16 protein-coding genes and 1 other RNA gene are annotated in these 19,701 nt (G+C 61.1%); 5 read left to right on the top strand and 12 right to left on the bottom strand.

All coding sequences use genetic code 11. The features are described from left to right. Window positions 1-80: 80 nt before the first annotated feature. Window positions 81-2,354 carry a protein kinase domain-containing protein gene (locus MMB48_RS05090; RefSeq protein WP_032745190.1) on the top strand — a complete coding sequence of 758 codons (2,274 nt, stop codon included), beginning with the start codon at window positions 81-83 and terminating at the stop codon, window positions 2,352-2,354. A 43-nt stretch (window positions 2,355-2,397) separates the two neighbouring features. On the opposite strand, the gene MMB48_RS05085 is transcribed toward MMB48_RS05090, so the two are convergent. Continuing rightward, window positions 2,398-3,099 (bottom strand): lysophospholipid acyltransferase family protein, encoded by a 702-nt coding sequence (locus MMB48_RS05085; protein WP_012577321.1) that lies wholly within the window; start codon window positions 3,097-3,099, stop codon window positions 2,398-2,400. A gap of 60 nt (window positions 3,100-3,159) precedes the next feature. On the opposite strand from MMB48_RS05085, the gene MMB48_RS05080 reads away from it, so the two are divergent. After that, window positions 3,160-3,816 (top strand): hypothetical protein, encoded by a 657-nt coding sequence (locus MMB48_RS05080; RefSeq protein ID WP_032745192.1) that lies wholly within the window; start codon window positions 3,160-3,162, stop codon window positions 3,814-3,816. Here the strand turns inward: MMB48_RS05080 and trpD are convergent. Further along, a complete protein-coding gene (gene trpD / locus MMB48_RS05075) occupies window positions 3,813-4,859 on the bottom strand; it encodes an anthranilate phosphoribosyltransferase (RefSeq protein WP_032745193.1) in 1,047 nt (348 codons plus the stop codon). The genes MMB48_RS05080 and trpD overlap by 4 nt on opposite strands. A 229-nt stretch (window positions 4,860-5,088) precedes the next feature. Between trpD and MMB48_RS05070 the strand changes: the two genes are divergently transcribed. Then, window positions 5,089-5,721 carry a GDSL-type esterase/lipase family protein gene (locus tag MMB48_RS05070; protein ID WP_012577318.1) on the top strand — a complete coding sequence of 211 codons (633 nt, stop codon included), beginning with the start codon at window positions 5,089-5,091 and terminating at the stop codon, window positions 5,719-5,721. Between the two features lie 126 nt (window positions 5,722-5,847). Here the strand turns inward: MMB48_RS05070 and secA are convergent, their stop codons facing one another. Beyond that, window positions 5,848-8,742 carry a preprotein translocase subunit SecA gene (gene secA / locus MMB48_RS05065; RefSeq protein ID WP_032745195.1) on the bottom strand — a complete coding sequence of 965 codons (2,895 nt, stop codon included), beginning with the start codon at window positions 8,740-8,742 and terminating at the stop codon, window positions 5,848-5,850. Between the two features lie 161 nt (window positions 8,743-8,903). Beyond that, window positions 8,904-9,566, bottom strand: coding sequence for a ribosome hibernation-promoting factor, HPF/YfiA family (hpf, locus tag MMB48_RS05060; RefSeq protein ID WP_032745196.1), 663 nt, complete (start codon window positions 9,564-9,566; stop codon window positions 8,904-8,906). Between the two features lie 473 nt (window positions 9,567-10,039). Between hpf and rnpB the strand changes: the two genes are divergently transcribed. Then, an RNA gene (gene rnpB, locus MMB48_RS05055) (RNase P RNA component class A) lies at window positions 10,040-10,414 on the top strand. An 8-nt stretch (window positions 10,415-10,422) separates the two neighbouring features. Here the strand turns inward: rnpB and MMB48_RS05050 are convergent. The 7 genes from MMB48_RS05050 to MMB48_RS05020 all read right to left on the bottom strand — a co-directional run bounded on the left by MMB48_RS05050 (window position 10,423) and on the right by MMB48_RS05020 (window position 17,702). After that, entirely contained in the window at window positions 10,423-11,016 is a 594-nt protein-coding gene (locus MMB48_RS05050) for a regulatory protein RecX (RefSeq protein ID WP_012577315.1), read from the bottom strand. 2 nt (window positions 11,017-11,018) lie between these two features. After that, window positions 11,019-12,212 (bottom strand): recombinase RecA, encoded by a 1,194-nt coding sequence (gene recA, locus MMB48_RS05045; protein ID WP_013140879.1) that lies wholly within the window; start codon window positions 12,210-12,212, stop codon window positions 11,019-11,021. Window positions 12,213-12,512: 300 nt separating this feature from the next. Further along, window positions 12,513-12,746, bottom strand: a complete 234-nt coding sequence (locus MMB48_RS05040) for a DUF3046 domain-containing protein (RefSeq protein ID WP_032745197.1) — start codon at window positions 12,744-12,746, stop codon at window positions 12,513-12,515. A 111-nt stretch (window positions 12,747-12,857) separates the two neighbouring features. Continuing rightward, window positions 12,858-13,373, bottom strand: a complete 516-nt coding sequence (locus MMB48_RS05035) for a helix-turn-helix domain-containing protein (RefSeq protein WP_080714905.1) — start codon at window positions 13,371-13,373, stop codon at window positions 12,858-12,860. Window positions 13,374-13,432: 59 nt separating this feature from the next. Then, window positions 13,433-13,966, bottom strand: coding sequence for a CinA family protein (locus MMB48_RS05030; protein ID WP_032745199.1), 534 nt, complete (start codon window positions 13,964-13,966; stop codon window positions 13,433-13,435). Window positions 13,967-13,977: 11 nt separating this feature from the next. Continuing rightward, complete coding sequence (pgsA, locus tag MMB48_RS05025; RefSeq protein ID WP_154535879.1) at window positions 13,978-14,628, bottom strand: CDP-diacylglycerol--glycerol-3-phosphate 3-phosphatidyltransferase; 651 nt, start codon at window positions 14,626-14,628, stop codon at window positions 13,978-13,980. 164 nt (window positions 14,629-14,792) lie between these two features. Then, the gene (locus MMB48_RS05020) at window positions 14,793-17,702 is read right to left on the bottom strand and encodes an FtsK/SpoIIIE family DNA translocase (protein ID WP_032745202.1); all 2,910 of its coding nucleotides are present in this window, start codon (window positions 17,700-17,702) and stop codon (window positions 14,793-14,795) included. Window positions 17,703-17,924: 222 nt separating this feature from the next. Between MMB48_RS05020 and MMB48_RS05015 the strand changes: the two genes are divergently transcribed. Continuing rightward, the gene (locus tag MMB48_RS05015) at window positions 17,925-18,674 is read left to right on the top strand and encodes a Fic/DOC family protein (RefSeq protein WP_080714907.1); all 750 of its coding nucleotides are present in this window, start codon (window positions 17,925-17,927) and stop codon (window positions 18,672-18,674) included. Window positions 18,675-18,707: 33 nt separating this feature from the next. Here the strand turns inward: MMB48_RS05015 and miaA are convergent, their stop codons facing one another. After that, window positions 18,708-19,694, bottom strand: a complete 987-nt coding sequence (gene miaA, locus MMB48_RS05010) for a tRNA (adenosine(37)-N6)-dimethylallyltransferase MiaA (protein ID WP_032745204.1) — start codon at window positions 19,692-19,694, stop codon at window positions 18,708-18,710. Window positions 19,695-19,701 lie beyond the last annotated feature (7 nt).

Below are 19,701 nucleotides of genomic sequence, written 5' to 3'. Positions count from 1 at the left end.
CGCTGATGCTCCGGCCGCGTAACCGGGGCCATGTACACTGAACATGTTTAGTCGTGATTAAAGGAACCGTACGATACAACATGAGTGAGAACGAGCCCGCACAGATGATTGAGGGACGCTACCGCATCGTGCGCAATATCGCCGAGGGTGGCATGGCCACCGTGTATGAGGCCATCGATGAGCGTCTGGGGCGCACCGTGGCGATTAAGGTCATGCACACACAACTCGCCAAAGGCCCGCATCGGGAGCAGTTCGTCGAACGGTTCCGCCGCGAAGCCAATTCGGCCGCGTCCATCGCCAACCCGCACATCGTTCAGGTGTATGACACCGGCGAGTTCAATGGACTTGATTTTCTGGTCATGGAATATGTGCATGGCGTCAATCTGCGGCATGAGATGAACGCCCAAGGCACATTCTCCGTGCGTGAGACACTGCGCGTGGTCGCGGAAACGCTGGATGGTCTGGCTTCCGCGCATCGCGCCGGCGTGGTCCACCGTGACATCAAGCCCGAGAACATTTTGATCAATGATCGCGGCCATGTGCAGATCACTGATTTCGGTCTGGCCAAGGCCGCCAGCCAAGCCACATTGAGCTCCACCGGCATGCTATTGGGCACCGCCGCTTATCTGGCTCCCGAAATGATCGAGAACAATCAGGCCACCGCGCAAGGCGACCTGTATTCCGTGGGCATCATGGCGTGGGAGATGCTGACCGGCAAAGTGCCGTTCGATTCTGATAATCCGGTGACGCTTGTCTTCAAGCATGTTCATGAGGACGTGCCGTCCGTGGCCACGGTCTGTCAGGGCATTGATCCGTCCGTGGCGGCGTTCATCGCCCATCTGACCGCGCGTCAGGTGGATGTCCGCCCCACCGATGGCGCGGCAGCAGCTGAGGAATTGAGCCAGTTGGCCGCCAAATTGCCGCTGGAGGCGTGGCAATACCGTTTGCATGCCGAACCCATCGGAGGTGATCATACCGATGCCACCGCTGCAGCGCTGGTAGGCAATATCGCCGAGCAGGCCCCGCTGACCGGCGTACCTGCCGGTGCAGCAACGTTCGAGCCGTCCGTACCGGCGTTTTTGGCCGATGATGTCGCAAGCAATACCGCCGATACCGGTGGCGCCGCAGACGTCAATCCTCCGGCTCCTCCGGTCGCCCCCACCACGGCACTTGATTCGTTGACGCCAGCCGATGCTTCGGCTCCCCATAAGACGCAAATCATGGCACAGTCCGGCAGCGAGACACAAGTGCTGCCTCAGGCCGGCGATGCCTTCACCCGAGCGCCTGCCCTTTCCGATGAGCCGGACGTCGCTTCCAATGGCACCGGGCCAAAGAAGCAGCGCAGCAAAAAACCGCTCATCATCGTACTGGTGATCGTGCTGGTACTGGCTGCAATCGGCGGAACCGCCGGCTGGTGGTGGTTTGCAGGACCGGGCAGCTATTGGAGTGTGCCCAAGCCGGATGACGTGACCTGCGATGCGGATGCAGGCACCGAATGCTCGCTGACCGGCGCGGATTGGGCCACGTATGAAAGCACGTTGAAGGCTCTCGGCATCCCCTACAAGATGCACAAGGAATACAGCGACGACGTGGTGGAAGGCAAGATCATCTCTTCTTCCGTGAACAAGACCACGGCCGTTGTGAACAGCCACATAAGCAAGCGAGCCAATCAGGAGCTTACGGTGGTGGTGTCCGAGGGCGTGCGGATGGCCACCATCCCGAAGGATATTCTCGACGCGAATTCGGCCAATGGCAAGGATCCGTTGAACGCGCTCAAGAAAGCTGGCTTCGATAATGTCAAGCATGACGAGTCGAAGGATGAGTATTCGATGGACACGCCGCAGGGTGTGGTGTTGACGATTTCCCCTGATCCCGGTACCACGGCCAAGCACAACGATGAGGTGACGATTACTTTGAGCAAGGGACCGATGCCGGTGACCATGCCTGACATCGTCGGTAAGACCCAGTATGAGATGCAAGCCGCGCTCGGCGAGTTGAAGCTCACGGCCAATGTCACCGAACAGTACGATGACAAGGTCGAGGCTGGTCAAGTCATTTCCGCGTCTCAGGAAGCCGGAGCCCAGCTGAAGTGGGGAGATAGCGTGGACGTGGTGATTTCCAAGGGTCCGGAGATGGCGACGATACCGTCCGGCCTTGTCGGCAAACAGGAAAGCGCCGTGACCAAGACGCTTGAGAGTCTCGGGTTCAAGGTGAAAGCCGACAAGGTGCTCGGTGGCCTGTTCGGCACGGTACGTACCGTGAAAAGCGGCGATACGGACCTCTCCAACGGCGGCAAGACTCGCTTGCGCGACGCCAACGGCAACCCCACCGTCATCACCCTCACCATCGTGTGAGAGTAATCGACTGGCTCCCCTCGCTGAGGGGAGCCAACACACATTATTCGGCTTCTTCGGCGGCCTGCTGGGCCTTGAGCTCGGCCTTGACCTTCTGGGCGTATTCGTTCACGAATTCCTGACCGCTCATTTTCTGGATTGCGGCGGAAACACGATCGGTCAGCGAGCGCAAATCATCATGTGTAATCTCATCGACCGGCTTCTTGGCAACCTCAATCGGCTTACCATACAGCACCTTGGTCTTGCCCTTCTTGGGAATCGACGTGCCAATCGGCTGCAGCTTGTCCGAGCCGATGATGGCGGTCGGCACAATCGGGCAACCGGTCTCGAGCGCAAGTCGTGCGGCACCGGTGTGTCCCTTGTACAGTCGACCGTCCGGGCTGCGCGTGCCTTCAATGTGGATACCGAACAGGTGCCCATCCTCGATAATCTCGCGTGCGTGCTCGAGTGCGCCAAGCGACTTGCTGCCACCGGAACGATCAACCGGGAACACGCCCACGGACGTGAACCACCACTTCTTGAACTTGCCCTTCAATCCCTTGCCCTCGAAGTATTCGGCTTTGCCCATGAAGTGCACCATGCGCGGGCAGGTAATCGGAATCAAAGCATCATCAATCACCGCCAGATGGTTGGCTGCGATAATCGCGCCACCCTCTCGAGGCACGTTATTCAGTCCGCTGACAGCAGGGCTCAAACGATGACGAGCAATAGGGCCGAGACCTTTGACGAAGAACCAGTAGAGCACTTGGCATTCCTCCCGCAGACGAACTAGCCATTGGCCGGTCGCCTGATTAGAGTGACAGTTATGACTGAGAACCAGAATAGCAATGCCGACGGAAAGCGGCCAACCCCCACGCCGGGCAACGGACAGGATTACGGCATTTCGCCCCGGACGCCCGGAGACGGCGACGACGGGTCGCATGGCACGAACGATCTGGATTCGGCGTGGGCCGCATTCGAAGCCGAACATCAGGCCGACCTGCACGACGTGGCTTCCTCGCGCCAGGCCAGAAAGTTCGAGAAGCAGGCCAAAAAATGCGAGAAGGAGGCCCTGCTTTCCGTGAACGATCTGGACATCGGATCGTTCACCGATGACGTCCGTCCCGGCCGCGGTGGCAGACGTTCTGGCCCGCGCGATTTCACCGGTTCCAGCTGGCTGGACGTCGACAACGGCATGGACGCGCATGACGATGGCGGCTTCACTCCCCCGAACCCCGACCTCGGGCCGGTCAGGACGTCCACGATGCTGCTGGTGACGCTGCTCGTCGTCGGTCTCGTGGGCGAGATGGTGATGGTGCTCGTTCCCGGTTTGAATTCGATTCCGCTATTGGGCCCGTTGCTCAACATCCTCTTCGGATTGGGCGTCCTTCTCGGCTTGGGTGGTCTGGTGGCGGGAATCCTCAACCGCAAAGACCACCCAGGGAACCGGGGCGGATACTACGACGACGGCGCACGGGTCTAACGCTTGGACTGGGCGGTTTCGATCCACTTGTTGAACAGGGCTTCAGCCTTGCCGGAGTCGACAGCATCCTCGGCCAACCGGTATGCGTCGGCGAAGCGCGACGCCAGAGTGCCGGCACCGACCAGATGGCCGTCGGCCACGATCGCGGAGGCGGCGTTCAGAAGCGCGGTGGTGCGGGAAGGAACGTCCTTGGCGGCCAGGAATTCCCTGAATGCGTTGGCGTTCGTATCCGGCGTCCCACCTTTGAGTTGCCCGACGGTGATGGCTTCCAAACCCAGATCCACGGTGGGGTCGAACTCGGATTCGTCGACCCTGCCGTCACGAATCTCCCATACGCTCACCGGGCCGGTGGGAGCGAGCTCATCCATACCCTCATGCGAGGTGTAGACCAGACCTGACTGGCCGCGGCTGGCATACACGGCGGCCATGATTGGACTCATCGACCGGTCGGCGCATCCGACGGCCACATGTGCGGGATTGGCCGGATTGGTCAGCGGCCCCAAAACATTGAACACGCACGGGATGCCCAACGCGGAGCGGATCGGGCCCACGAAACGCATGGCCGGGTGGAAGGTGCGGGCGAATGCGAAGGTAATACCCACCTCGTCGCCGACTTCCGCGACCGCCTCGGGCTTCAGATCCAACGGCAGTCCGAGGTCCTCGAGCACGTCGGCGGCACCGCACTTCGAAGACGCCGCGCGGTTGCCGTGCTTGACGATTGTCACGCCGGCGGCTGCAGCGGCCACGGAACCCATGGTGGACAGGTTCACGGTGGCGAATCCGTCTCCGCCGGTGCCCACGATGTCGGTGCTCTCACCGGACACGTGCAGCGGCACGGCATGGCGAACCATGGCTTTGGCGGCACCGCGAACCTCCTCGGCGGTCAGACCCAGCTGCTCCTGCATGGCGAGCGCGGCACCGACGGCGGCGGGGTCCGCGTTGCCCTGCATCAGATCGTCCACAAACCACTCCGATTCCCCGGCTGTGAGATGGTCTCCCCCGACCAGCTTGGTGAGAATCGACTTCCATGTGATATCGGCCATGATGCCCTCCTCGACGCTTCCGGGCGCCCGTGTCATTGTCATTGTGCCGCCAATTGTAACGGCTCGGCGCTCCCTCATGTGTTCCCGTCCGTATCACGAACATCCATCGGCCGGCACCTCGCACCGTGTGCGCCCGGGCGGGCTACGGCAAACGTCGGAAACGCTTGGCGCCGAAGATGATCGATGTATGATGTGTGCATTGCTGCCTGTCTTCAAGAAGGATTCATCTATGAAGAACGTATTATGTTTCGGCGACTCCAACACCTTCGGCACCGATCCCGCGGATCCCGGAACCAGGCACCCTCTCGACGTGCGATGGCCGGGGCGTCTGGCCTCGCTGTTGGGGGATGGATGGCACGTCATCGAAGAGGGTATGAGCGGTCGCACCTCCGTGTTCGATAATCCTTTGGAACCGCATCGTTCCGGTATGGAGGCGCTTCCGATCGTATTGCAATCGCACTGTCCGCTCGATTACGCGATTGTGATGCTGGGTACCAATGACCTCAAAGAGATGTTCAATGCATCATCGCGCATCGTCGCGGCAGGCGCCGAAATGGTCGCACGCACGATTCGCGATTACGACTATGCGGGTTGCGGGCCGGCGCCGAGAATCCTTCTCGTCTCCCCCATCCACATCAAACCCGGAGTTCCCTATGCCAGTTTCGCGCAGAGCGCCGTCGAACGCTCGCACGAACTGTCTCGCTGGTACCGCAAGGCCGCCGAACGTAATGGGTGGCTGTTCCTCGACGCCGCGACGGTCGCCGAACCCAGCGATCTCGATAAACTACACATGAATCCGGAAGGCCACGCGAGACTCGCCGATGCAATCGCCGGGATACTGTTGGCGGACGCCGCCAGATGATGCAGGACCATCATACCGATCGTGAATAACGCCGGGGCCGGCACCCATATCATTGGGCGCCGGCCCCGGCGTATATCCGTTCGGTCGTCGAACCATCGGATGGTCAATGCCGATTCATCGTCACCGTCACTTCTCGTTCTGGCCGTGGCACATCTTGTACTTGCGGCCGGAACCGCACGGGCACGGGGCGTTCTTGCCGGTGCCAGGGAATGTGCGGCCGTCGGCCCATGGCGTCTTGAGCTCTTCGCTCTTCGGACGCTTGGAAACCGGAACCTTGCCTTCGGCGTGGCTGACCGGAGCCGGGCCGGCAACAGGCAGCGTGGACTCGCCGGCCTCGGAGGCGGCTGCGGATTCGGCAATCGCCTGCTTGGCGTCCGCATCCTCGTCCTCTTCTTCGACTTCGCCCTCGGTGGCCTCGACCACGGATTCGCCGTTCTCGTCGGGGCCGGAGGCCACGGCGATGGTGTCGGCGCTTTCGGCGGTCTCCTCGACCTCGTCAACGGCATCGTCGGTGGTGGCGACCTGCTTGATGTCGATGTGGAACAGCAGCTGGACGGTCTCCTCCTTGATGGCCTCGATCATGGAGTTGTACATCTGGTAGCCTTCGCGCTGGTATTCGACCAGCGGGTCGCGCTGGCCCATGCCACGCAGGCCGATGCCGTCCTTGAGGTAATCCATCTCGTAAAGGTGCTCGCGCCACTTGCGGTCGAGCACGGCGAGCACCACGCGGCGTTCGAGATCGCGCAAGCCGGTCTCGCCGATGGTCTCCTCCATTTCGCCATACTGCTGCCTGGCGTCCTCGACGATCAGGTCGCGCACGGCCTCGACGGCCTTCGCACCCTTGAGGCCGCCGACGATCTTCCTGACCTCGTCTTCGTCGACCTTGGTGGGAATCACGGTGTTGAGCGCCTTGAACAGGCCCTCCCAATCCCAGTCCTTCGGTTTCTCGGATCCCTTGTTGGCACCCTTGATGTAGGACTCGACGGTGTCGGAAATGAAACGCAGGATGTCCTTGTGGATGTCTTCGCCCTTGAGCACGGCCTGACGCTCGGAGTAGATGACCGTGCGCTGCTTGTTCATCACGTCGTCATACTTCAACACGTTCTTGCGAATCTCATAGTTACGGGATTCGACGGCCTTCTGCGCGGTGCGCACGCCCTTGGTGACGGACTTGGCCTCGATCGGCTGGCCTTCCTCCATGCCCCTGGCCATGACCTGGGCCACCAGCTGGGTGTTGAACAGACGCATCAGGTCATCTTCCAGCGACAGGTAGAAGCGGGACTCGCCCGGATCGCCCTGGCGGCCGGAACGGCCGCGCAGCTGGTTGTCGATTCGACGGGACTCGTGGCGTTCGGTGCCGAGCACGTACAGGCCGCCCAGCTCCTTGACCTCCTCATGCTCGTCCTTGACCTGGGCCTTGATCTCGTTCAGGGTGCCCGGCCAACGCTTCTCATACTCTTCCGGGGTGTCTTCCGGAGAGTACCCCTCGGACTTGAGCTTGGCGTCGGCAAGGAACTCGACGTTGCCGCCGAGCATGATGTCGGTACCACGGCCGGCCATGTTGGTGGCCACGGTGACGGCGCCCTTGCGGCCGGCGACGGCGACCACGGCGGCTTCCTTCTCGTGCTGCTTGGCGTTCAGGACCTGGTGCGGGATCTTCGCCACGTCGAGCAGGGCGGAGACCACTTCGGAGCTTTCCACGGAGGCGGTGCCGAGCAGCACCGGCTGGCCCTCGGCGTGACGCTTGGCCACGTCCTTGACGATGGCGGCCAGCTTCTCCTTCTTGGTGCGGTAGATGAGGTCGTCCTGGTCCTTGCGGATCATCGGCTTGTTGGTCTTGATCGGCAGCACGCCCAGCTTGTAGGTGTTCATGAACTCGGCGGCCTCGGTTTCGGCCGTACCGGTCATGCCCGCGAGCTTGTCGTACATACGGAAGTAGTTCTGCAGGGTGATGGTGGCGAAGGTCTGGTTCTCGGCCTTGACCTCCACGCCTTCCTTGGCTTCGATGGCCTGGTGCAGGCCCTCGTTGTAGCGGCGGCCCGGCAGGATACGGCCGGTGTGCTCGTCGACGATAAGCACCTCGCCTTGGGTGACGACGTAGTCCTTGTCACGCAGGAACAGTTCCTTGGCCTTGATGGCGTTGTTGAGGTAGCCGATCAGGGCGGTGTTGGCCGGCTCATACAGGTTGTCGATGCCGAGGAAGTCCTCGACCTTGGTGATGCCCGGGTCCAGGATACCGACGACCTTCTTCTTCTCGTCGACGTCGTAGTCCTCGTCGCGGGTGAGCTTCAGCACCAGCTTGGCGAACTGACGGTACCAGCGGGTCACATCGCCTTCGGCCGGACCGGAGATGATAAGCGGGGTACGGGCCTCATCGATGAGGATGGAATCGACCTCATCGACGATGGCGTAGTGGTGACCACGCTGCACGAGGTCGGCCTTCTCCCAGGCCATGTTGTCACGCAGGTAGTCGAAGCCGAACTCGTTGTTGGTGCCATAGGTGATGTCGGCGTTGTACTGCTTGCGGCGCTCCGGCGGCTTCTGCTCGGTGATGATGCAGCCGACGTTCATGCCGAGGAAACGGTAGATACGGCCCATCAGCTCGCTCTGGTAGCTGGCGAGGTAGTCGTTGACGGTGACCACGTGCACGCCCTTGCCTTCGAGGGCGTTCAGATAGGTGGGCAGGGTGGCGACCAGGGTCTTGCCTTCACCGGTCTTCATTTCGGCGATGTTGCCCCAGTGTAGGGCGGCACCGCCCATGAGCTGCACGTCGAAGTGACGCTGGCCAAGGGTGCGCTTGGAGACCTCGCGCACGGTGGCGAACGCCTCGGGCATGATCTCGTCCAGGCTCTTGCCGTTTTCGATTTCCTGCTTGAACTTCGGGGTTTGGGCCTTCAGATCCTCGTCAGAGAGGGCGGAGATCTCATCCTCCAGAGCGTTCACGGCCTTGGCCACGTTCTCCAGCTTCTTGAGCTGGTGGCCTTCACCCATTCGCAGGGCTTTGTCAACAATATCGACCACTGGGTTCTCCCTTGACTGATAAGTGGTGGTGTCCGCGTACCAGAATAGCGCCTCGCACCGTCAGCAGTCGATTTTTTCGACCTTCTTACGAAAAAATGGACCGCCTCCATATTGGAAGCGGTCCATGCGGTATCAGCTGATCGTGTCAGCAGGCCTTACCTTCAGGCCTTCTTGACGTTCTCCGGAGTATCGATTTCGAACACGCCGTAGCTCCAACCGTGACGGTGGTAGACGACGGACGGGCGTCCGGTCTCCTTGTTCACGAACAGGAAGAAGTCGTGTCCGATCAGTTCCATCTCGTACAGCGCCTCGTCGATGCTCATAGGCTCGGCGATGTGCAGCTTGCGACGGATGACAATCGGCGTATCCCCAACCTGGACCTCCACGGATTCGCCAGGGCCAAGATCGGAGGCGACCGCAGCCTGCGGGCTGTTGTTCGGCTCTTCCTCCGACACCTCCGGCTCGGGCTCCGGGGCGATAACACCCAGATCCACCGGGACCGGGTTCGCGTAACCACGACGGTGATCCTTGCGACGGTCACGAGTACGACGCAGACGCAGCGTCAACTTATCCAGCGCCATGTCCAGCGCACTGAATTCATCGGTGCTGGAAGCCTCCGCACGCACCATGGTACGTCCGGCGATAACGGTGATTTCCACGCGCTTGGCGGTATCGGCCTGACGCGGGTTGCCCTCATGGGTCAGCACGATCTGCGCGCGCTGAGCATCTGGGGCGATAGCGGTCACACGATTCATCTTGGTCTCGACCACATCACGGAACCTTTGCTTGACCTGCGTGTGGCGTCCGGTAACGACGATTTCCATGTTGACCTCCTCTAACTCAAGCGGTGTAACCCGCTATATGTGTTCCGAACGGCATCATCACCGACCGGGTATGTTTCATTGTAGACGAACAATGGGTGAACGGCCGGAAACTCGCCCAGAGAATATATGTTTATCTCCGGGCTTTTCTTTGCAATGAAACGATGTATATACTGGGGTTTTGGCAGCAGTCTCCTATAAGAAGATTTGATACCGGTTTATCAGGCTGGCTTGTTTGTTCGTCATGGTAAATACTGCAATGGATAGGCAGCGTTTTCTTGCTCTTTCTCGCACATACCAAGCTCTTACAGATTTGATTCGTCTCCATACGACACGCCCGACACGCCCCATCCGATATTCGGCGCGTCGTTCACGAATCGCCCAACTATGGAGAAAACAGGATAACCGGGCAACGTCATGGCCTCACCGCAGGGCGGGATGCCGCCTTTTCCGCACCTTATGTATAATTGCAAGCTTGAGACCTCTTGATGGCCGCGGCCGTGATCTTCATTGGGATCGGCTGAGGAACTTCCGGGCTCCATAGAGCACGATGGCGGATAACGTCCGCCCAGGGTGACCTGAGAGATAGCGCAACAGAGAACAGACCGCCCGTCCTCGACGGGTAAGGGTGAAACGGCGGTGTAAGAGACCACCGGGCCTCTGGTAACAGTAGGTCGCATGGCAAGCCTCATCGGGAGCAAGGCCAAGCAGATGGCGGTAAGGGCTGCTCGCCCGTGTCATCGGGTAGGCTGCTAGAGCCTGGCGGTAACGTCAGGTCGAGATGGATGGCCATCCGTGCTGCGCGTTCGCGCACGGCACGACAGAACCCGGGGTATGAGAGGTCTCATTTTTTTCTTGGCTACGCCAACAATTCGGCGGCGACTCGGCGGAGGGTTTCGGGGCTGTGTCCTTTGCGGCCGCCTGCGGACCAAAACCGACGCTGACGGACTTGATGATCGAGGCCATGGGTTTTGCGGGCTATCTGGCGGCCCAATTCCCATGCGGCATCTTCAAAGATGCCGTTTTGCTCAGCTTCGCCACACACCTGTTCAGCCAGTTTGCGGTCCACGCCTTTGCGAGCAAGTTCCAGGACCGCACCACGACGGCCCATCATGCGACCGGCACAATAGCGTACGGCCGATTCGGCATAAGCGCGGTCGTCAATCAGTTGCACGCGAATCAGCCGTTCGATGACCTCGTCCACGATCGCCTCGCCGTACCCTTTGGCAAGCAATCGTTCGCGTAACGCACCGGATGCACGCGGGGCCGCGTCCAGCAAACGCAATGCAGCCTCGCGGCAAGCGTCCAAATCATTGGGATCTTCGACAACGGCAGCACCTCTCCCCCGTCGAGAAAAACGTCCCGACGGTTTCGACTGAACACGCTGCTCGGCAATGGGCATGTCTTGCGACGCAACAGGATTGCGCCGCAAGAATGCTTCGGCACTAATCATGTTCAGGCCTTAGCTGCGCCGGCCTTGGCACGGGTCGTTTTGGCAGCAGGCGCCGCTGCGGCCTTGCTGTCCTTGGCCACGTCGGCAGCGGCGGCCTCGCTGACAGCGGCCGCTGCTGCGGCTTCGCCATCTTCCGCGAACTGGTCGGCGGAACCGATCAGACCGAACTCGGCCTTGACCTTGTTCTCAATCTCCTCGGTGATGGCCGGGTTGTCCTTAAGGAACTGACGAACCTTCTCGCGTCCCTGACCGAGCTGATCACCCTCATAGGTGAACCACGAACCGGACTTCTTGACCACGCCAACCTGCTGAGCCATGTCGATCACCGAGCCCTCACGGGAAATGCCTTCACCGTAGAGCATGTCGAATTCGGCGGACTTGAAAGGCGGGGCCATCTTGTTCTTGACCACCTTGACGCGCGTGCGGTTGCCCACCGCTTCGTCGCCGTTCTTCAAGGTCTGGATGCGGCGGATGTCGAGACGCACGGAGGCGTAGAACTTCAGAGCTTTACCACCGGTGGTGGTTTCAGGGTTGCCGAAGAACACGCCGATCTTCTCACGCAGCTGGTTGATGAAGATGGCGGTGGTGCCGGCCTGAGCCAACGCGCCGGTCATCTTGCGCAGCGCCTGACTCATGAGTCGGGCCTGCAAACCAACATGGCTGTCTCCCATTTCGCCTTCGATTTCGGCCTTCGGCACTAGGGCGGCGACCGAGTCGATGACGATGACGTCAAGTGCACCGGAGCGAATCAGCATGTCGGCGATTTCGAGAGCCTGCTCGCCGTTATCCGGCTGGGAGACGATGAGTGAGTCGGTGTCCACGCCGAGCTTGCGGGCGTAGGCCGGGTCGAGCGCGTGTTCGGCATCGATGTAGGCCGCCACGCCGCCCTTCTTCTGGGCATTGGCCACCACATGCAATGCGAGCGTGGTCTTACCGGATGATTCGGGGCCGTAGATCTCCACGATGCGACCCTTGGGCAGGCCGCCGATGCCGAGCGCCATATCGAGGGCCAACGAACCGGTGGGAATCACCTCGACGTTCTGCTCGGGCTGGTCGCCCAGTCGCATTGCGGAACCTTTGCCAAAGCTCTTCTCGACCTGCGCCAGCGCGGTGTCCAGCGCCGCCTTGCGCTTGGGATCGAGCTCGTGCTTGTCCTCGGCTGCCGGGTCCTTGGCCGGCTTGGTCTCAAGTGCCATGATCTTCTCCTTGTCGAAGTCGTGCGCGAATCGGATGCCTCCACCGTATGACGGACATGCCATGTGAGGCAATCCAAACCAACCATTGTGGTTCCAGCTTGCCCAAGCTCGGCCGCCTGGCCTCCTTAAGCCCTACTGCGGTAAGGCTTATGGCGGATGGCAAGCACCCTGTGCACACGTATGCGGCTTCTTGTCACTGTGGATAACTATAACCACACACACGAACATCTGTTCGAATTTGGCGTGCAACACGCCGAAATCGCCAATTTCACGATTCAGCGACTCCGTAATCCCGCAGTGTCAGACGGCGGGCATGGGCGGCGCGTTATGATCGCGGCCCCAACGCTTGGAGTCCGGAACCTCCATCTGGTCGCAGAGCACATTCCAGACCACGCGTGGCTCCTCCCCCGCGTCCAACGCCTCGACCACAGTCATATTCGCCAGTTTGGGCATCCGTTGATCACGCGACAGCGAACGACCGTAGGTCCGACCGAACACCTCTTCAAGTAATTCCCAGAATTCCCGTTCACGCATACACGCCAGTGTGCCACCACCCACAGGACAGCAAAAACCCGCATCGCCACAAGCGATACGGGTTCACAGCTAGACATAGATTACGGGACACGGTTTCACACCGCCAACCGATCAGCCCTCGACCGAGTCGAGATAATCAGCCACCATGCGCAGCATGCGCGAAGTGGAGACTCCGAGCGCATCGGCGATGGAGCTCAGCAGTTCGGAGCTGGCTTCCTTCTGCCCACGTTCGACTTCGGAAAGGTAGCCCAGCGAAACGCCTGCCTTCTCAGAGACCTCACGCAACGTACGGCGATCGCGTGTGCGCAGTTCGCGCAGCACATGACCGATAGCACCACGCAGCGAAACCTCGCGAGGCTCCTCCTCAACCACCACGGGCTCGGCAGCGGCAGTCGGCTTGTCCGACGGCGAATCCTCATCCCACATACGTTCACGAACGGCTTGACGCTGATCCTTGGCCTTCTTGGCGGCCTGCGCCTTGAGCACCTGCTGCTGGGCGAACATCACCGCACGGCGCTGGGCCGGAGTCAGTTCACGCATACGGGCGACACCCGGCTGCACAGCCATCGGCTTCTTGGCGGCCACATCCATCTGTTCGTTCACTCGGGTCATCGTTTCCATCGCCATCGCCCCTTCCAAGGTCGGTTCAGTGTTTCCACTATGTACAACACGACGGTCCCGCGGTTTTATTCCTTAAAACTTGCTGTAAATAGACTCAAGTTTTGCAGAACGTGGAATACGGCGAGGCGACGAACCTCTTCGCGCATGCCATCAAGATGGAGTTCGACGGCTTTGAGCACTTCGGCATGGTCCGTGGTGAGGCTTGCGGGGATGCGCAGGCCCACATACACCAGTCCGGCCGGCTTGTCACCGTCCGGACCGGGGCCGGCCACGCCGGTGGTGGAAAGGCCGATGATTCGGTCGCCGTATTCCGGCTGGCTGTATAGGCGAGCGGCACCGATGGCCATCTGCCGGGCGACTTCTGGGTGTACGGCGCCTTCTCGACCCAATAGGGCCTTGTCCACGTGCAGGATCGAGGCCTTGGCATTGATGTCGTAGGTGACAGCGGAGCCCAACAACACGTTGGAGGCACCGGGAATACGCACGAACGCATCGGCAAGCAGGCCACCGGTCAGGGATTCAGCGCAGGCGATTTTCGTATTGTTCGCCTCGCAGATCTTGAGGATGCCGGCCGCGAGACTGTCGCACAATTCCTGCATTGGAATATCCGTCACTTCCTTTTCGGGGCGACGAACGTGTTATATAGGTATACAGCACCCGAGTAGAGGCACAGGACCAATGCCACGTAGATGATGGCGTAGGTTAGGAAGTAGTAAGCGGTCATCCAGAACGGCGTGGCTTGTCCGTTACCCAGAGACCAGAACGGCAGCAGCAGCATGGACAGACCCACGCACTGGAATACGGTCTTGAGCTTGCCGGGCCATGCGGCGGCGATGACCTTGCCGCCCGGACGCTCCATGACGAAGAAACGCATAACGGTGATACCAATTTCGCGAATCAGGAACAGGATGGTCACCCACCAGCCGAGCTCGCCGAACGCGGAGCATACAATCATTGCGCCGCAAGTGAGCAGCTTGTCCGCGATCGGATCCATGAGCTTGCCCATTTCGGTGACCTGATTGTATTTGCGGGCCATCCAACCGTCGATTTTATCGGTGGACGCGGCGACGATGAACAGCACCGCGGCGATCCAACGCAGGGTGAGGTCGTCGGCGCCCCAGGCCCCGGCGAGAATGTCGAGCACCAGGAAGATCACCACCAGCACTATGCGCGAGTAGGTGACCAGGTTCGGCGGCGCGTTCCACCCGTCGAACAGCGATGATTTGGGCGATGACTGCTTGTCCATTGTGTTCTCATCCATAGTGTTCACGTTACCCCCATACTCCTACCTTGAGTGAGTGGTGGCTGGATATTGACTGCTATTATTCGGGAATCAGGTTGCGTGTTGATGGCCGCGTGGCGGCGCTTCTCTCCCTCCGCCCCTTCGGGGCCACCTCCCTCATCAGAGGAAGGTCGATGGGTGAATTACTCGCCGAGTTCGGGCTGTTGCGGGGCGGTGGCTTCGAGCGAGCTGGTTTCGCCTCGGATGAAGGCGAGCACCTGCGGTAGGTCCTGCGGCTGGACGAGCACTTCGCGGGCCTTCGAGCCTTCGGACGGCCCGACCACGCCACGCGATTCGAGCAGGTCCATGAGTCGGCCGGCCTTGGCGAAGCCGACCCTGAGCTTGCGCTGCAGCATCGAGGTGGAGCCGAACTGGCTGGTGACCACGAGTTCGGCGGCCTGCAGCAGCACGTCCATGTCGTCGCCGATCTCCTCGTCGGGCTCCATGCTGTCTTTCTTTTCGGCTTCCTTGGCCATCTGTTCGATGTCTTCGCGGTACTTCGGCTTGCGCTGGGTGCGCACGAACTCCACGGCCTTGCGAATCTCGGATTCGGACACCCACGAGCCCTGCACACGAATCGGCTTGGCGGAACCCATCGGCAGGAACAACGCATCGCCCTGGCCAATCAGGGTCTCGGCACCGACCGTGTCGAGAATGACTCGCGAATCGGTGGCGGACGAGGTGGCGAACGCCAGTCGGGATGGAATGTTGGCCTTGATCAGACCGGTGACCACGTCCACGGACGGACGCTGGGTGGCGAGCACCAGATGCACACCGGCGGCTCGTGCCAGCTGGGTGATGCGCTGGATGGAGCTTTCCACATCGTTCTTGGCCACCATCATAAGGTCGGCCATCTCGTCGACCACCACGAGGATGTACGGATAGGGGGCCACCTTGCGCTGGGAGCCGGCGGGCGCATGTACCTTGCCGGCGCGCACGGCCTCGTTGAAGTCCTTGACGTGGCGGAATCCGAAGAATTCGAGGTCGGAGTAGCGTGCATCCATCTCCTTGACCACCCATTCGAGGGCCTGTGCGGCTTTCTTCGGATCGGTGATGATCGGGGTCAGCAGGTGCGGGATGCCTGCGTAGGCGGACAGTTCCACGCGCTTGGGATCCACCATGATCAGACGCACCTGTTCGGGCGTGGCACGCATGATGATCGAAGTGAGCATCGAGTTGATAAAACTCGACTTACCGGAACCGGTGGCACCTGCCACCAGCAGGTGCGGCATCTTGGTCAGGTCGGCGGTCACGAAGTGGCCTTCGACGTCCTTGCCGATGCCGGAGAGCATCGGGTTCGGGTCGCCCACGGCCTTGTCGGAGCGCAATACGTCGCCCAAGTGCACGATTTCACGATCCTCGTTCGGGATTTCGATGCCGATGGCGGACTTGCCGGGAATCGGTGAAAGGATGCGCACATCCGAACTGGCCACCGCGTAGGCGATGTTGCGCTGCAGGTTGGTGACTTTCTCCACCTTGACGCCGGGGCCAAGCTCGACCTCATATTGGGTGACCGAAGGGCCACGCAGGAAGCCGACGACTCTGGCGTCCACGTTGAACTGTTCGAAGGTGGAAGTCAATGCCCGGATCACACGATCGTTGGCCGGGGTGCGCATCGCATGGGGCTGACCTTTGGTCAGCAGGTTCAGGTCGGGCAACTGATACGGCCTATTGGCATCGTCGTCGATGTCGCTGCTGGCATCGGCATTCGGCTGTCCGTCCGTATTGGGCACGCCCTGGCCGACTCCGCTGCCATCCGCATCGGCGCCTGCGTAGGCTCCGGTCGCGGCTGCCGCGGCCGCGGCACCGGCGGCTCCGACTGCTCCCATCGCCCCGGCTGCCCCTGCGAGCGCGACAGTACCGGCCTGGGCGGCACTGGGTGCCCACGGATCGTCTACCGCTCCCCCACCGGGCATGGCGACGGGCTGGCCACTGGTGATGACGCGGGTTCGGGAAGCGTCGCCATCATCTGCATCGGCAGCAGGCGCAGGGCTGGATAGGTGCGGACGGCCGTCGTACGAAGACGATGCAATGGTTCGCGCACCGGTAATCTCGCCGGTCATCGGATCGACCACCGGGGTTTCGGCGGTGGCACCATGCTGGCTGGCGGCACGGTCGAACGGATCGTCGGCAGCATACTTGTCAAGGGTTTTGTCGTCTTCGGTCTTGGACTTGCGGCCGAACAGTCGTGCGAACAGGCTGGGCCGTGCATCGCCGGCCTGATCGTTGTCGTTGCCGTCATCGTCGCCGTCATGCGAGGGAACACCGTCGGCAAAGGCGAGTGTGGTATCTCCCACACGGACCTCGTTGGGGAACTGGCTGGCGCTTCCGTCGGCCTCCTGGCCCATCGGCACATACGGTTTGCGTTGGATTTTAGCTGCGATTTTGCGCGCATCCTCCGGCAAATCGGTGACGTGGGTGCCGGTAATCATCAGCAAGGAGAACAGGCCGACGACCACGAAAATGATGATGGCGAACACGTTGGAAAGGCCCCAGGCGAGCGGTGAGCCGAGGAAGAAGCCGAACAGGCCGCCGGCGGATTGCAGAATCGTGATGTCGAATCCGGTGTGGTCGGCGGCGATCGCCACGTCGATGATCGAACAGATCGACCACATGAGCAGCACCCAACCGGTGACCACACGCGGGTTATTGGACCCTTTACCGGAATTGCGCATGAGTCGGAAGGCCACGGCGGCGAGCAACACCGGCAGCACGACGCTCATCAGACCAAGCACACCGGCCGCGATGGCGTGAAGCAGCTGGCCGAATGGACCGCTGACACGGAACCATTCGGACGCGCAGAACAGTACGGCGAGCACGAGCAGCAGGAAGCACAAACCGTCACGACGGTAGGCTGGGTCGTATTCGCCGACGCCGGTGACGGCGCGTACGCCGGAGCCGAACGCGCGCGGAATCGCGAGCAGGATCTTCTTCCACAACGGCTCAGGTTCGAGGTCAAGCTCGGGCTGGACCTTGGTTTCGCCATCATGGGTAGACCCGTTGTCTTTGGATTTACGGGGTTTGGTGCTGTTGGAGGATGCTGTTCGTGCCATATCGGGTCTGATTCTACTAGTACGGGGGTGCATGGTTGGTGACGACACCGTGACGATATGGTCGATTGACGAATCCCGACAGCCGATTCGCCGCGGTTCGTCGAGGTTCGTCCGAGTCGATTCCCCGCTGGAGCGCGAATATGCCTTATCATGGGTTGCATGACACCCGCAGAGCGTGCGAGCGCAGTCGCATTTGCACTCAAGAACTGCGCACTGGAAGCGATGACGCCGGGCGAGGCAACGATGCGCGCCGCGGTTGCCTACGAACGTGGCTTGGAGCCCGTGACCCATCTCATCGATGTGGCGGACGAGCAGACCGCCATGCGTCTGCGCGCCGCCGCCGACCCTGCCGGAAAGGATCGTCTGGCTGCCGGCAGTCTGGATGATCATGCCACGGATCGCGCGGATGCGGTGTTCGCACGTACCGTATTGTTGGCGGAACGTCGGTGGAATCCGTCTGGCGACTTGGACGAGTTGACCGCCATTCATAAGGGGCTGTTCGAAGGCGTGTTCGAGGATGCGGGCAAGTTGCGTACCTCAAACACCACACGCGAGGTGACGAACGACCGGGCTCGGGCCGCGAATCCTGAGGCGTTCTTCCCGGCTGGGCTCATTGAGACCGGCGCGCACAACATCGCGATGGAGTTGGCGGACAAGCGCAACCTGCATGCGTTGGATCGCGACGTGTTCGTTCACGCGTTTGCTTCTATTTATGATGAGCTCGGTTATCTGCATCCGTTCCGTGGCGGCAATGCGATGGTGCTGCGTATATTCGGTTCACGCTTGGCGCATGACGCCGGCTGGGATCTCGACTGGGGCTCAGTGGCGCGCGAAGAGTATCGCTCCGCCAAGCACTCGGCATATCGGGGCGACACGTCTGCACTGGAGACGATGTTCGACGCGATACTACGCCCGGCGAATCCGACGCGCGTGTTCTTGATCGCCGGCTGGAATCAGGGGCCTGCACACTGATTGCGGGTGATTGCATCGGCCTTTGGCTGATTCCTACGCCGTGATATCCCCCAGATGATGCTGGGTGTATTCGTCGGCTCGGGCGTCGATCGAGTCGTAGTCGCCGGCGTCGGCGTGCGCGATAATGGCCATCGCGTTGTCGACCAGTTTCGGGTTCAGGGCCTGCAGCCAGTGGATGCGCGGGTCACGGCCGAACCATCCCATCTGTTTGCGGGCGAGTCGCTTGGTTTTCTGTGCGATGTCCGCGAAGGCGTCGTTCACATCCCAGATACCGTCCAGCAGGTCGATGATCTGCTGATAGCCGAGCGCGCGTACGGCGGTGGCACCCAGATGCGGGCGCAGCCGTTCGACTTCTTCGATGAATCCATCGTCATACATCTGCTTGGTGCGCAGGTCGATGCGATGGTCCAAATCCGGGCGGTCCAGGTCGAGTCCGATCTGTATGGACGGAATCACGTACCGGTAGCGCGGCAGGCTGGCCGAATACGGTTTGCCGGTAAGCTCGATGACTTCCAGCGCACGGATGGTGCGGCGTGGGTTGCGTGGGTCCATGCGCGCGGCGGCTTCGGGGTCTTTGGCCCGCAGCTCGTCGAACAAAGCACCGGCACCCTCGGTTTTCTCGCGTTCCTCAAGACGTGTGCGCACGTCGGGATCGGTGCCGGGAAAGGTGATGTCATCGATGGCCGCTCTGGCGTACAAGCCGGAGCCGCCGACGAGAATCGGCCGGATGCCACGTGATTGCAGGTCGGCGATGGTCTCGCGCGCAAGCTGCTGGAATCGGGCCACGCTCATCGTGTCTTCGGGGTCGATGATGTCGATGAGATGGTGCGACACGACCGCCTGTTCTTCGGCGGTGGGTTTGGCGGTGCCGATATCCATGCCACGGTACATCTGGTAGGCGTCCGCGTTCACGATTTCGGCCCGCTCCCCCGCTTCGGCCAGACGCCGGGCGATGGCGATGCCCAACCCCGTCTTGCCTGACGCGGTGGGACCGACGATGGAGACGACTCGTTGCGTCATATACGCC

This window comes from Bifidobacterium sp. FKU, from assembly GCF_026016385.1.
Lineage (GTDB): Bacteria > Actinomycetota > Actinomycetes > Actinomycetales > Bifidobacteriaceae > Bifidobacterium > Bifidobacterium infantis.
This window is presented reverse-complemented; position numbering and strand designations above follow the sequence as displayed.